This is a genomic window from Pseudovibrio sp. W74, from assembly GCF_001623085.1.
Lineage (GTDB): Bacteria > Pseudomonadota > Alphaproteobacteria > Rhizobiales > Stappiaceae > Pseudovibrio.
This window is the reverse complement of record NZ_LMCJ01000064.1, coordinates 245,989-259,244: the sequence shown is the minus strand read 5'-3', so window position 1 is coordinate 259,244 and position 13,256 is coordinate 245,989. Positions and strand designations below refer to the sequence as shown.

General features: G+C 53.3%; 8 protein-coding genes and 1 pseudogene. 7 read left to right on the top strand and 2 right to left on the bottom strand.

The window, feature by feature from the left end:
- The 4 genes and pseudogenes from PsW74_RS29570 to gltX form a co-directional block, all read left to right on the top strand.
- Positions 1 to 236, top strand: a pseudogene (locus PsW74_RS29570) (response regulator transcription factor); the annotation flags it as partial.
- A 154-nt stretch (positions 237 to 390) separates the two neighbouring features.
- Entirely contained in the window at positions 391 to 2,058 is a 1,668-nt protein-coding gene (locus PsW74_RS28200) for an NAD+ synthase (protein ID WP_153041698.1), read from the top strand.
- A gap of 124 nt (positions 2,059 to 2,182) precedes the next feature.
- Positions 2,183 to 3,403 carry an MFS transporter gene (locus PsW74_RS28195; RefSeq protein ID WP_063288365.1) on the top strand — a complete coding sequence of 407 codons (1,221 nt, stop codon included), beginning with the start codon at positions 2,183 to 2,185 and terminating at the stop codon, positions 3,401 to 3,403.
- Positions 3,404 to 3,534: 131 nt separating this feature from the next.
- On the top strand, positions 3,535 to 4,899 hold the full coding sequence (gene gltX / locus PsW74_RS28190; protein WP_063288366.1) for a glutamate--tRNA ligase: 1,365 nt from the start codon (positions 3,535 to 3,537) through the stop codon (positions 4,897 to 4,899).
- On the opposite strand, the gene PsW74_RS28185 is transcribed toward gltX, so the two are convergent.
- Positions 4,862 to 5,878 carry a DUF2865 domain-containing protein gene (locus PsW74_RS28185; protein ID WP_206599965.1) on the bottom strand — a complete coding sequence of 339 codons (1,017 nt, stop codon included), beginning with the start codon at positions 5,876 to 5,878 and terminating at the stop codon, positions 4,862 to 4,864. The two genes, gltX and PsW74_RS28185, sit on opposite strands and share 38 nt — an antisense overlap.
- A gap of 261 nt (positions 5,879 to 6,139) precedes the next feature.
- Here PsW74_RS28185 and PsW74_RS28180 point away from each other — a divergent pair, with 261 nt between their 5' ends.
- Positions 6,140 to 6,649, top strand: coding sequence for a CreA family protein (locus PsW74_RS28180; protein WP_063288411.1), 510 nt, complete (start codon positions 6,140 to 6,142; stop codon positions 6,647 to 6,649).
- Positions 6,650 to 7,768: 1,119 nt separating this feature from the next.
- On the opposite strand, the gene PsW74_RS28175 is transcribed toward PsW74_RS28180, so the two are convergent.
- The gene (locus tag PsW74_RS28175) at positions 7,769 to 9,649 is read right to left on the bottom strand and encodes a L,D-transpeptidase family protein (protein ID WP_063288368.1); all 1,881 of its coding nucleotides are present in this window, start codon (positions 9,647 to 9,649) and stop codon (positions 7,769 to 7,771) included.
- A 278-nt stretch (positions 9,650 to 9,927) separates the two neighbouring features.
- Between PsW74_RS28175 and cysS the strand changes: the two genes are divergently transcribed.
- The gene (gene cysS / locus PsW74_RS28170; RefSeq protein ID WP_063288369.1) at positions 9,928 to 11,379 is read left to right on the top strand and encodes a cysteine--tRNA ligase; all 1,452 of its coding nucleotides are present in this window, start codon (positions 9,928 to 9,930) and stop codon (positions 11,377 to 11,379) included.
- A 213-nt stretch (positions 11,380 to 11,592) separates the two neighbouring features.
- Complete coding sequence (gene cimA, locus PsW74_RS28165; protein WP_063288370.1) at positions 11,593 to 13,197, top strand: citramalate synthase; 1,605 nt, start codon at positions 11,593 to 11,595, stop codon at positions 13,195 to 13,197.
- Positions 13,198 to 13,256: the final 59 nt, after the last annotated feature.

The window sequence follows — 13,256 nt, the reverse complement described above, 5'->3', positions numbered from 1 at the left end:
CCCGCCGTTCCGTTGTTGTGGCGGCGCGCAATGCTGGCGTAAATTACTTCCTTGCCAAACCAATTGCGCCCGCAATTTTGTATGATCGCCTGAAGGCCATCGTGATGCAGGGGGATGAGCCTATTCAGGCCAGGGACATGGCACAGATGCCAATGGGTACAAGGTTGCAACAGCATCTGGACCTCATGGCAAAGGCGAAAGATTCTGGGCAGGTGAAGAAGAAGTCGTCAGATTGATTTTCATCCTGTGAATCCTTTCCTCAACCGTCAACTATGTGATGGATCGACTTTTCTCTGCTACAAAAACGCGGTACACGAGAACCAAAGCTATTAAAGCTCGAAGCAAACAGGGCCACCCCTTCCATCCACTAAAGCCTTTGAAGTTTATATGATGATTAAAGACCAGTTCCGTTTGGCCGTCGTACAGGCCAACCCTTGCCTTGGTGATATCTCCGGTAATGCTGAGAAAGTGCGTCATCACCGAAAGCTAGCCGCCGAACAAGGCGCTGATCTGGTTTTGTATTCTGAGCTGTTTCTGGCTGGCTATCCGCCAGAGGATCTGGTCTTGAAGCCAGCCTTCGTAGCTGCCTGTAAGCATGAACTGGAAGGCTTGGCCAAAGAAACGGCTGATGGTGGTCCCGCGCTGCTCGTTGGCCTCCCATGGGCCGAAGAGGATAAGCTCTACAACGCCGTCGCACTGCTCGACAACGGCAACATTGAGGGCCTGCGTTACAAGGTCGACCTGCCAAACTATGGCGTTTTCGATGAAAAGCGTGTCTTTGATGCTGGGCCCAATCCGGGACCGATGAGTTTCCGTGGTGTGCGCCTTGGCGTTCCGATTTGTGAAGACACATGGTCCGATGAGGTTTGTGAATGTCTGGAAGAGACAGGCGCTGAAATCCTGCTGGTTCCAAATGGGTCTCCTTACTACCGCGATAAAATAGATGAGCGCATGCAGATCATGCTCTCTCGTGTTGTCGAAACGGGCCTTCCGCTCGTGTATTGCAATCAGGTTGGCGGTCAGGATGAGCTCGTGTTTGACGGCGCATCCTTTGCCCTCAATCATAATCGCTCATTGGTGATGCAACTCGGTCAGTTCACCGAGGAAACAGATTACCTGGACTTCAATAAAGATGCTGAAGGTCTGTGGTTCGCAAAACCAACTCGCATCGTTCCAATGCCAGATACACAGGAAGCAGACTGGCTTGCGTGTGTCCTTGGCCTCAAAGACTACGTGAACAAGAACGGCTTCCCGGGCGTTGTACTTGGCCTGTCCGGCGGTATTGATAGCGCGATCTGTGCGGCCATGGCCGTTGATGCTCTGGGCGCTGATCGTGTTCACTGCATCATGCTACCATACCGCTACACCTCCGAGGAAAGCATCAAGGACGCCAAGGCCTGCGCAGATGCTCTCGGTGTGAAGTACGATACCATTCCAATCGCGGAGCCTGTCGAGGGCTTCCAGCAGACGTTGGCTGGCGTATTTGCCGGCACTGAGAGCGGTATCACCGAGGAAAATCTCCAGTCCCGTTCTCGCGGTGTCATCCTTATGGCTGTTTCCAACAAATTCGGCTCCATGGTTGTGACCACCGGCAACAAGTCAGAAATGTCTGTCGGCTACGCCACCCTTTATGGGGATATGAATGGCGGCTTCAACCCGATCAAGGATCTTTACAAGACCGAGGTTTATCGTCTGTCTGACTGGCGCAACAAAAACCATCCGGCAGGTGTTATGGGGCCAGCGGGTGAGGTGATCCCGAACAACATCATCGTCAAAGCGCCAACAGCTGAGCTGCGTGAAAACCAGACCGATCAGGACAGCTTGCCAGAATACGATGTTCTGGATGACATCCTGCATTGTCTCGTTGAAAAAGAGTTGAGCCTTGACGAGATCGCAAAGCGCGGCCACTCTGTAGAAACCATCCATCGAGTCGAACACCTTCTTTACATCGCAGAGTACAAGCGTCGTCAGGCTGCACCGGGTGTTAAAATCACACTAAAGAACTTTGGGCGCGATCGTCGCTACCCAATCACCAACCGTTTCCGGGATCGAACCTAGAACCACATGCGGCTTGAGATCTTACTTTAAGAACAAGCAAGCCGCGCTCTGGACTTGATCTCTGGTGCTCAGGCAAGCATCACGCCTTGCCTGAATCACTTTCTACGCTTTTTAGGTTAAGTCTATGACTTTCTTCCAATTTCTCCAGCGCAACCTGCGCTGGGTCGCGGGCGGGTTTCTGCTCGGGTTTGGCTCCAGCTTTGGTCAAACCTTCTTCATCGCGCAATTTTCCTCCCAGATCCGTGAGACCTATAGCCTCTCTCACGGTGATTTCGGCTCAATTTACATGTTCGCGACACTGGCAAGTGCTGCAACGCTTATCTATTTGGGCAGGATAGTCGATTATTATCGCCCTGTGGTCGTCGGGTGTGCTGCAATTATCATTCTTGCCGGATTCAGTTTCTTAATGAGCTGGCATAACTCCATAATATTACTCGCAATTTGCCTCTATGGTCTACGTCTGTTCGGGCAGGGCATGCTCCCCCATACTTCGCAGACAGCCATGTCACGCTGGTTCCATGGCTCCAGAGGGAAGGCTCTCAGCCTTGCGTCCTTTGGCAATATGGCAGGCGAAGCGCTTTTGCCATTGGCCGCTGTCTCGCTCATGGTCGCATTCTCATGGCGGGATCTCTGGTCCGCAGCGGGCATAACGCTTCTCGTCGTCTTCCTTCCTCTGGCTTATCTGACCCTCAAGAAGGACCGGACACCGGAAAACCCGCTTGAGTCTTCAGGCTCAAATGGCCCTGCTGTGAGCTGGACCAGAAAGCAGGTGATGTCAGACTGGCGGTTCTGGGTGGTTATGACAGCCGTGCTCGCTGTACCGTTTCTTGTCACGGGCCTCATGTTCCATCAGGTCCACTTCATGGAAGCAAAGGGCTGGGCACGGACTGTAATCCCGTCCTACCTGCCACTTTATGCAGCGGCTGGCGCCGTGTTCTCTATGACTGCTGGTATGTTGATTGACCGTTTCTCTGCCGTCTCATTGCTCCCGCTTTCTGTTATTCCTCTTGGTGTGAGCGTGCTCGTGTTTGCCTTTGGCGGCGAAGAGTACTTTGTGCCAATTGCGATGATCATCCTCGCCATAACCGTTGGCTCCTGGGGGGCGATTGCTTCTGCTGTTTTGGCCGAACTTTATGGAACAGCTCATCTGGGGTCCATCCGTGCAGTGTATTCCGCTATGATGGTCTTTGCCTCTGCGCTAGCTCCGGGGCTTATGGGCGTTCTGCTGGATAACGGTATTGAGCTGGACACTCAGTTTGCATTCTCCAGCCTTTATTGCTTCGGCCTGGGCCTGGTTTTGTTTGCCGTAAAGCCGCAGCTGATGCTGGTTCGTTCTCCAGCTTGACTTCAGCAAAAGCCGGTAACTGAACCTAAAACCCAAGATATTCCGTAGGTATCGGAGATTGGCTGGTTGACCCGTACCAGCCAACGCGATACCCGAGTGTCAAACTTGTTTATTGATGAGAAGGCTCAGCCATGAGTGTTACCGTTCGCTTCGCGCCATCTCCGACTGGCCACATCCATATCGGCAATGTGCGCCCGGCGCTTTTCAACTATCTCTTTGCTAAAAAGCAGGGCGGCAATTTCGTTCTGCGCTACGACGATACCGACGTGCAACGCTCTAAAGAAGAGTATGCAGTGGGCATTGCCGGAGACCTGAAGTGGCTGGGTATCAACCCTGATCGCGTGGAAAAACAATCCGAGCGGTTTGCATTGTATGATGCAGCAGCTGCCAAGTTGAAAGACGCTGGCCTCCTGTACCCATGCTACGAGACGCCTGAAGAGCTGGAGCGCCGCCGTAACCGTGCGCGTGCTCTGGGCCGTCCTCCTGTTTACGACCGTGCTGGCCTGAAGCTCACGGATGAGCAGATCGCTGAATATGAAGCAGAAGGCCGCAAACCACACTGGCGCTTCAAACTGCCAAACCACGCAGAAAATGATGCATTCTCCACTGTCAGAACAGAAGTGCACTGGGATGATGTGATCCGTGGTCGTCAGACCGTTGATCTTGCCTCCCTGTCTGACCCTGTGCTGATCCGTGCAGATGGAACCTACCTCTACACGCTGCCATCCATCGTGGATGATGCGGATATGGGTATCTCGCACGTTATTCGCGGTGAAGACCACATTGCTAACACTGGTGTTCAGATTGCCATATTCCAGGCATTGGGGGCACAAGTTCCTGAGTTTGGTCACCACAACCTGCTGACCACTGCATCAGGTGAGGGCCTGTCCAAACGCTCTGGCGCGCTGTCTATCCGCTCACTGCGGGAAGAGGGCTATGAGCCAATGGCAGTCTGCTCCCTTGCAGTGCTGACAGGCACCAGTCACGCAGTTGAACCAGCTCCAACCATGGAAGCTCTGGCAGACATGCTCGACTTCTCTGGCATCTCCAAGTCAGCTGCAAAGTTTGACCCGGAAGATGTGGGTCACCTGACTGCAAAACTCGTCCATGCCATGAGCTTTGCCGATGTCGCCGACCGCCTGAAAGCAGATGGCGTTGAAGGGGATGATGCGTTCTGGGCAGCCGTTAAAGAGAATTGCTCCACCGTAAGCGATGCGAAAAAATGGTGGGAGCTGATCGTTGGGTCTGCCACGCCAGACATTGCCGAGGAAGACAAAGACTTCATCACTCAGGCTAAGGCTCTGCTGCCGCAAGAGCCATGGACCGAGGAAACATGGGGCGAGTGGACCAAAGCTGTCAAAGCCGAGACAGGCCGTAAAGGCAAAGGTCTGTTCATGCCACTGCGCAAGGCAATTACAGGTCTGGCACACGGTCCAGACCTGAAGAACATGCTACCTCTTATCGGTCGGGAAAAAACTTTGGACCGACTTTCCTGATAGGGCCTGTGCGCGGTTCAACCTCGCGCGGCACAAATTTCTTCTGAACAAGTGGAGGCTCGGAGATATCACTCTGGGCCTCTGTTGCATCTACGGTCTGACGCAGCTCACTCTGGTTCGGAATAGCAGGATATGTCGCAGTTGCACCCGGTGTCAGATCTTCTAGCTGATTACCCGGAAGTGCCTGCTCCAAAGGTGGGATCGCAGGTGTCGGCTCCAGGTTGCCAGGCTGTCCACCAGCTGCATCACAGGAACAGGCCGGGTTGTTCTGCTGTCTGAACAGATAGGCATTGGCAAGCGACGTATAAGGCGCACCGGACAAAGACCGCATCTGGGCAGGTGTTTCCTGAGGAACCTGGAAGACATACAGCTCAGTGTCCTGACTTGGACACAGCGCCTGACAAATCTCTCCATCTTCCGCCAGATCTTCCGCGCTGGAATTCGGATTGATCGGGAAGTAGTAGCCATCACACTTGCGCACACACATGGTCGCATACTGCTGACCACCAGAGGAGAAACCTGCGGTCGAACGCGGTTCCAGCTGCAAAGGTTGATTAGCCTGTGCGGGTGGCGGTGTCAGTGGCTGGACTTGCTGGTCAGAACGATCTGAACAGTTCAGATCAACCAGTGCCTGCTTCACTTCAGTAAGCCGGTCCTGCAAAACGCTGGAATACAGTTCCTGCTGTCTCTGACTGTCGAGATAGGTCAGATTCTCATTCATCTGTTGAAGGGATGAGCTCAGCTGCTGGCACTGAGCAGGGCCAAAAGAGCCATCACAGCCGAAGTTGGACATCTGGGACTGCACATTGCGGATATGAATCAGCTGCTCTTCATAGGCCGTTTGCCAGCTGTTGGAGCTGCCATTGCTTTCGACTTGCTCAGAAAGCTCGATAAACTCCGTCTCAAGCCTGTCGCACACCTGAGGGCGTGCAAACGCACTGCCGGTCCAAATAAGGGAGGCGCCAAGGGCAAGAGCCACGGCTGCGCATGAGTGCGCGAAGGGGAGTCTGGAAATGGTCATAGCCCGCAATACTGGTTTCCTCAGAGAAATCTTAGAGATAAGCTATTCTATGGCCTTATTGGGGCAAAACCAACGGATTCCGGTAGGTTTTACAAAAATCTCTGGTTCTCTTGCTGGTAGTTGCCAAAAAACCTCCTATATCGGGAGTGATTTGATTTGTTCTTTTGAAAATGGAGGGGAGCCGTGCAGATCTCTGCGCTTGGAAAATCAGTCCTGAAAATGGTGAGCACCGCGACGGTCGTTCTTGGAGTAACGCTGGGGATGCTTGGCACCGCTGCACAGGCACAGGAGCCGGATCTGATCTTCAAGAAGTCAACCGTCTGGAAGTTCTTGAGCCCGGACCACAAGCTGGCGACCTATGCACTGGATGACCCGGAAGTCGAGGGGGTCGCCTGTCATTTCACCGTTCCTGAAAAAGGTGGCTTCTCCGGATGGCTCGGACTGGAAGAAGAAACCTCCGATGTCTCGTTGGCCTGCCGTCAGGTTGGACCCATCAAGTTCAAAAGCAAGTTTGAGCAAGGCGATGAAGTCTACCGCCAGAGCCGGTCCCTGTTCTTCAAAAAAATGCGCATTGTCCGTGGCTGTGACGCAAAGCGAAACGTGCTGGTCTATCTGGTCTATTCCGACAAGCTCGTAGAAGGCAGTCCTAAGAACTCTACGTCTACCGTACCGATCATGCCGTGGGGCGATCAGGTTCCGGAAAAGTGTGCTGACTATCTGGATGACTAAAGCCTGTTCCTGAAAAGTGGCTCCGGTTATGGGATAAGAATACGCGTAGATTTGACATCTGCTTATCAAGCACTTTGAGCACCGCTGGGCTATCCCGGCGGTGTTTGTGTTTGAGGATCCCGTTTAACGGGTGGAGCAAGGCGAACAGGCTTTGCCTGCGCTACTTGTTAGATATGTTTCTTCGGCATTGGCTGTTCGCCTCGCCCGGGCCTTTTATCATGAACGCGCGGGCTCCCTCTCGGACAGACGTGAATGACATGTTTCCGTGTCACTGACACGTCGCCGTGCCACTGACAGGTTTCCCTGTCATCGACAATTTCCTGTCACCACCGGACGCCCTCCGGAACGACCCCAAACTCCCTATACCACTGTGGCCTCAAAAGGGTATGGCGCTTCACCGGACCTCCCGACACGATACGTTACCTCATGCCGGCAGCCCAACCCCACCCACGCCGCGGAATGGACGGTCCACTCCTGCTCGAATGCGTGGGTACGAGATTTAGGATAGGGGAGCTTTTAGGTGAGGGGGATAAGTTTTGTTAAGCTCAGGCAATAACCCGCGTCGTCACCCAGCGCCGTCATCCCGCGCAAGCGCGGCGCGATGCGGGAACCAGAGCCCCACTTACCAATCTCAGCTCGTATAGTACTGGATACCGGATCTGCGCTTTGCTGCGTCCAGTATGACGAGAGGTAGTGCTGCCACCTGAAGTTCAACCAGCACCACTGCACACAACCACCTCAACATCACCTTGCCAGCAACACATAACGACCAGATTGCCGATTTAACTGTTTTAGGTGAGTAAAATTCAGGTAAAGAAAAAGGCAGCGTGGAACGCTGCCCTTAAAATTTGGGAAACTCTCAGTTTTGTCAGCACCATCTGAAGAGATGGGTTTGAACTCACGCAGAGTTCATAAACAAGTAAACCGCAAGGAAAATGATCGGGCTTGAGATAGCACTTGCCACAATCATTGCACCCATAGCCTGCTTCAGCATAATCAACCCCCGTTTGAATTATGAAATGCAGTTCTATTGGGGATATATTAGCACAGCTAATTCAAATATGCACTATTAACCATATCCCTGATAAGGGACGTGGCAATTTGCGCATATTTGTCAGGTCAGTAGGTTGAGGCCATCTTTATCTTGAATGCATCTTGCGAGGTGAGCAGGGCCTCCAGAATCGCTTTGTCCTGCTTGTAGATGTCTTCCCGGAACTGAAGTTCCCCATCATCACCAGCAAAAGCGGTGTAGTAGCGCAGGTGCACTGGCACGGTCTCTTTCAGCTTCAGGCGAACAGTTTTGCCCCGGGCGCGCAGCTTTTCCATCTTGGCGCGGCTGTGGCCAGAACCGGAAAGCAGCACTTCCCCAAATGTGAACGGGTCCTGCACCCGGATGCAGCCATGGCTAAAGGCACGCTGGTCTTTATTGAACAGGCGCTTGGATGGCGTGTCATGCAGATAGATGTTGTGCTTGTTGGGGAACATGTACTTCACAGCACCCAAAGCGTTTTTACGTCCGGCCTTCTGGCGGAGCTGATACCCGAACCTGCGTTTGCTGACAGCATTCCAGTTGATCGCCGTCGGATCGACCCGCCGACCATTCTTGTAAACGTTGATCCCGCTGCCAGACAAGGCAGAGGCATTCTTGCGCAGCTTGGGCAAATACTCATTGGTGGCTATAGACCAGGGCACGCCCCATGTCGGATTGATCTCTGCATACTCAAAGGTGTCAGAGAACAAAGGCGTGGCATGGCGGGGCTTGCCCACCACGCTGCGGGTCTCATAAAGCACGTCCGTGCCTTCCATCACCCGCACAATCTGTTCAGCCACGTTGACTTTCACATAGCGGCCAGAAGGAAGCGGATCATCCCAGCGCATGCGTTCCAGATTAACAAGGATTTGGTCGCGGCGGTCTGTGAGTGAGGCGTTCAGCGCAGCCCGGGTTTTCTTGCCAACAACACCATCCACGCTCAAGCCATGACGTTTCTGGAAGCTTTTTACGAGCGCAACCATATCATCATTGTAAAAGGCGGGCGCCATGTCTTGCTCGTTGGTGCCGGAGTATCCGGAGTAATAAGGCGCATAGCCCTCGGTTTGCAGTCGTTTCTCCAACTGCGAGATGCGCGCACCTGTGTCACCGGGCCGGATGCTCGGACCATCTTCGATGTAGACCGGGTAATCAGAGGTGAGGGCCGCGTTATATCGGGCCAGCTGGTCTTTCAAAAGATCGTAGGACGGTGCCTCTGGCTCAAGGCTGGCAAACAACAGCTCAACAGACCGCGTTTCTTCCAGCTGAGTGAGCATGTCATTCAGCTTAGGAACTTGCGGGGTGATAAATACATTCTTCAGCACCTTGGTCGGGCGCACAACGCCGCCAGCAAGGTGGGCGCCGTAACTGGCAAAAACGCGGGTCAGCTGCAGCTCAACAACAGCGATCTCACGCAAAGTGGCCGTGGCGTTAGACGCTTCCATCACATCCAGAATGGAAGCCAGCTGCCGGACACCATAGGCTTGCGGATCAAGCCCATGGGTTGGGGCCTTGCGGATCTCGTCAATCAAACGGTTGGCAAGCGGCGTCAAAGACTGGTCTTCAAACCAGACAGGGCGGAAGTTGCGTAAGGAGTAAGCCTCTGCCAGGGCATCCACTTGCCGCGAACTAAAACCAGCTTGCTCGATTTCATCTTCAGAAAAGATCAGATCCCGGATGGTTTGCTCCAACTCAGACAGCTCTGACAGGGATGGATCCAGAACCTGTCCGGCAGGTCCGGTGAGATCCGGAGCTTGCAGCTCGTTTTCTGGCAGGACTAAGGGATCAATATCCGGCAGTACAAGGTCGTCCGGGGAAGGCGTGTCAGCTGGTGGTGAGGCCGCAGTCTCATTAAAATTCAGCGGGTCTATAGGGTTCACAGAGGAGGTGGCATTACCGGTCGCACTTGAAGGCGAACTCATTCCAATCAGACTTGCAGCGACAACGGTGGCACAGATACTCTTGTGAGACACGTTTTACTTCCCTGTTTTTTCTTGGCTTTCCCTTAGAATTGCATCTTCGGGTAGAAATTTTGTATTTAACTTAGTTAGAAATGTGGGTGATCTGGTGAGACTAAGACTTGACCTGTAAGCAACAATCAGCGAAAAGCAACATATGAAAACGGCGATGCACACTTCTTCTTGCACCATCATTATTTGCAGCTAGCGACAACGCTGGCTGTGGCCGTTCTATCCTGCCTTGATTCTGCGTGAGATGAACGCCAGGCCAGCTGGCCAGGAGACGAACCATTATGAGCGCAGACACAGCCCAAGGCGGCAAGGGACTTCTGCTCACCAATACTTTGACACGCACAAAAGAAGCTTTTGTGCCAATGGATGCGTCCAACGTGCGCATGTATGTGTGTGGTCCCACCGTTTATGACTACGCCCATATTGGTAATGCGCGCCCAGTCGTAGTTTTTGACGTTTTGGCCAGATTGCTGCGTCAACTCTATGGCAAAGAGCATGTCACATATGTGCGAAACATCACAGACGTGGACGACAAAATCAATGAGCGCGCAGCAAACGAAGGTATTTCTATTCGTGAGCTGACCGAAAAAACCGCTGGCCAGTACCATGAGGACATGGCTGCGCTGGGGGCACAAGCGCCGGATATTGAGCCGCGGGCAACCGACCACATCGAAGAGATGAAAACGATGATCGAGACGCTCGTCGACAAAGGCCATGCCTATGTCTCGGACGAGCATGTCCTCTTCAATGTGCCGAGCATGCCCGAGTACGGCAAACTCTCCAACCGCACATTGGACGAGATGATCGCCGGTGCGCGTGTTGAAGTAGCCTCCTATAAAAAAGACCCGACCGACTTCGTGCTTTGGAAGCCATCCAAAGCGGATGAACCGGGTTGGGAAAGCCCATGTGGCATCAAAACACCAGGTCGTCCGGGCTGGCACATTGAATGTTCTGCAATGTCCGAAAAGCATCTGGGCAAGGTCTTCGATATTCATGGCGGCGGTGTCGATCTGACCTTCCCGCATCATGAAAACGAGATTGCACAATCCAGATGTGCTCACGGCACGCATGCCATGGCAAATGTGTGGATGCACAACGGCTTCCTGCAGGTGGAAGGCGAGAAGATGTCCAAATCTCTGGGCAACTTCTTCACCGTTCATCAGCTGCTGGACACTGAAGAAGGTGATGGGCGTAAATGGTCTGGTCAGGCCATCCGCTATGCACTGCTTCAAACCCAGTACCGTCAGCCAATCGACTTTACGTTCAAAAGTCTGGCAGAAGGCGAAAAGCAGCTCACCCGCTGGATTGAGCTGATGAAGAAGCACGGTGTCACAGCACAGGAAAATGGCGCACTGGATGAAGGTGTTCTGGAAGGCCTGAAAGACGATCTGAACACTCCACGTGCCTTTGCCGCTCTTCACAAACTGGCCCGCGATGCACGCGGGGGAGATGCAGACGCTGCACAAAAATTAGCTAATTCTATCAAGTTCTTGGGCTTTGATCTTGAAACATTTTCCAAAGCTCAGGAAGAAGAAAAAGCTGAAGCAGATGCCTCTCCGGAGCTGAAGGCCAAAGTGGAAGAGCTGATTGCAAAACGTCTGGATGCCCGCAAGGCAAAAGACTTTGCTGAAAGCGACCGCATCCGCGATGAGCTGGCAGCCGACGGCATTGTGCTCAAAGACATGAAAAACAAGGAAACAGGTGAAATCGAAACCACCTGGTCCTGCGCTTAACGAGGTTTCAGAGCCATGGACTACGCAGATACCACAAGGAAACTTGAAGTCTGCTCCATGGTTCTGTTCGGGATAACCCGTTAGGCTTGCTAAGTTTTCTCAAGGCGCCCGCAATACGTGCCTTGAGAAATCCTACGGAGACAATAGGGAATCCTCCGTCACATGAGGGGAGCCTGAGGGTGAACTCAGGACAATAAGCAGGATAGGCATACTATGACGAAAGAGCGTCTGTATCTTTTCGACACGACATTGCGCGATGGGGCTCAGACCTCCGGCATTGATTTCTCCGTGGACGAAAAAATTGCCATTACCGACTTATTGGAGAGACTGGGTGTCGACTATATTGAAGGCGGCTATCCGGGCGCAAACCCAACAGATACAAAGTTCTTCTCCGAAAAAAGAACAAAGAAAGCGACCTTCACAGCGTTCGGCATGACCAAGCGCGCTGGGCGCTCTGTCAGCAATGACCCCGGCGTTCAGATGGTCCTCCAGTCCGCTGCGGATGCCACATGTTATGTGGCAAAAAGCTGGGATTACCACGTTGATGTTGCCCTGAAGTGCACCAACGAGGAAAATCTGGAAAGCATCGCAGATACGGTCAAAGCCTCCGTTGAGGCAGGCAAAGAAGCCATGATCGACTGTGAGCACTTCTTTGATGGCTACAAGGCAAACCCGGACTACGCTCTGGCCTGCGCACAAACCGCTTTTGAAGCTGGCGCGCGCTGGGTGGTTCTGTGCGACACCAACGGCGGTACGCTTCCACACGAAGTCACTGAGATTGTGAATGCAGTGATGCAAGTGGTGCCAGGCAGCAATCTGGGCATCCACGCTCATGATGACACCGGCCATGCGGTCGCAAATACGCTGGCGGCTGTTGTTGCTGGCGTCCGTCAGGTGCAGGGCACGCTCAACGGCATCGGCGAGCGTTGCGGCAACGCCAATATGATCACCCTGATCCCGAACATGCTGCTGAAAAAGCCGTATCGTGATCTGGTCGAACTTGGCATTGTTGTTGAAGACCTGACAGAATTGACTGCAATATCAAGGAGTTTTGACGAGATCTTGAATCGATCTTCCAACGTCCACGCTCCTTATGTCGGTGCCAACGCCTTCGCCACCAAAGCAGGTATCCACGCCTCTGCCATCCTCAAGAACCCGGATACTTACGAGCACATCCCACCAGAAATGGTCGGCAACCAACGCCGTGTGCTTGTCTCCGATCAGGCTGGAAAGTCCAACCTGCTTAACGAACTGAAACGCCTTGGCGTTGAAGCTGACAAAGCCGATCCGCGTCTTGATCGTCTGCTGACAGAGGTGAAAGAACTGGAAGCGCAGGGCTTTGCCTATGAAGCCGCAGATGCCTCCTTCGAGCTGCTCGCCCGCCGACGCTTACATTCCGTGCCGGATTACTTCGATGTCCTGTCCTTCCGCACCGGTGTCGAGCGCCGCTACAACGCGTTGGGTGAGCGTGTCACGGTCTCCGAAGCGGTCGTGAAAGTGGAAGTGGACGGCGAGACGTTCATGTCGGTGGCTGAAGGGAATGGTCCGGTCAATGCGCTCGATCTTTCGCTGCGCAAGGACCTCGGCAAATACCAAAGCCTGATAGCTGACCTTGAGCTGATAGACTATAAAGTGCGAATATTGAACGGTGGCACCAGCGCGATCACGCGTGTTCTCATAGAAAGCCAGAACAAGAAAACCGGCAAGCGCTGGTTCACAGTCGGCGTCTCTGAAAACATCGTAGATGCATCCTTCCAGGCCCTGGTCGATTCCGTTCGTTATTGCATTTTCAAAGCGAATGAGCTGGAAACAGCCTGATAAAGGCTGCCAAAGGCTTTTGAGCACGAAACGATTTGTGGTCGCGGATGCGCGGCCAC

Coding starts and splice junctions, on each gene's coding strand:
- PsW74_RS28200 (WP_153041698.1), top strand. CDS start 391: ATGATTAAAGACCAGTTCCGTTTGGCCGTCGTACAGGCCAACCCTTGC.
- PsW74_RS28195 (WP_063288365.1), top strand. CDS start 2,183: ATGACTTTCTTCCAATTTCTCCAGCGCAACCTGCGCTGGGTCGCGGGC.
- gltX (WP_063288366.1), top strand. CDS start 3,535: ATGAGTGTTACCGTTCGCTTCGCGCCATCTCCGACTGGCCACATCCAT.
- PsW74_RS28180 (WP_063288411.1), top strand. CDS start 6,140: ATGGTGAGCACCGCGACGGTCGTTCTTGGAGTAACGCTGGGGATGCTT.
- cysS (WP_063288369.1), top strand. CDS start 9,928: ATGAGCGCAGACACAGCCCAAGGCGGCAAGGGACTTCTGCTCACCAAT.
- cimA (WP_063288370.1), top strand. CDS start 11,593: ATGACGAAAGAGCGTCTGTATCTTTTCGACACGACATTGCGCGATGGG.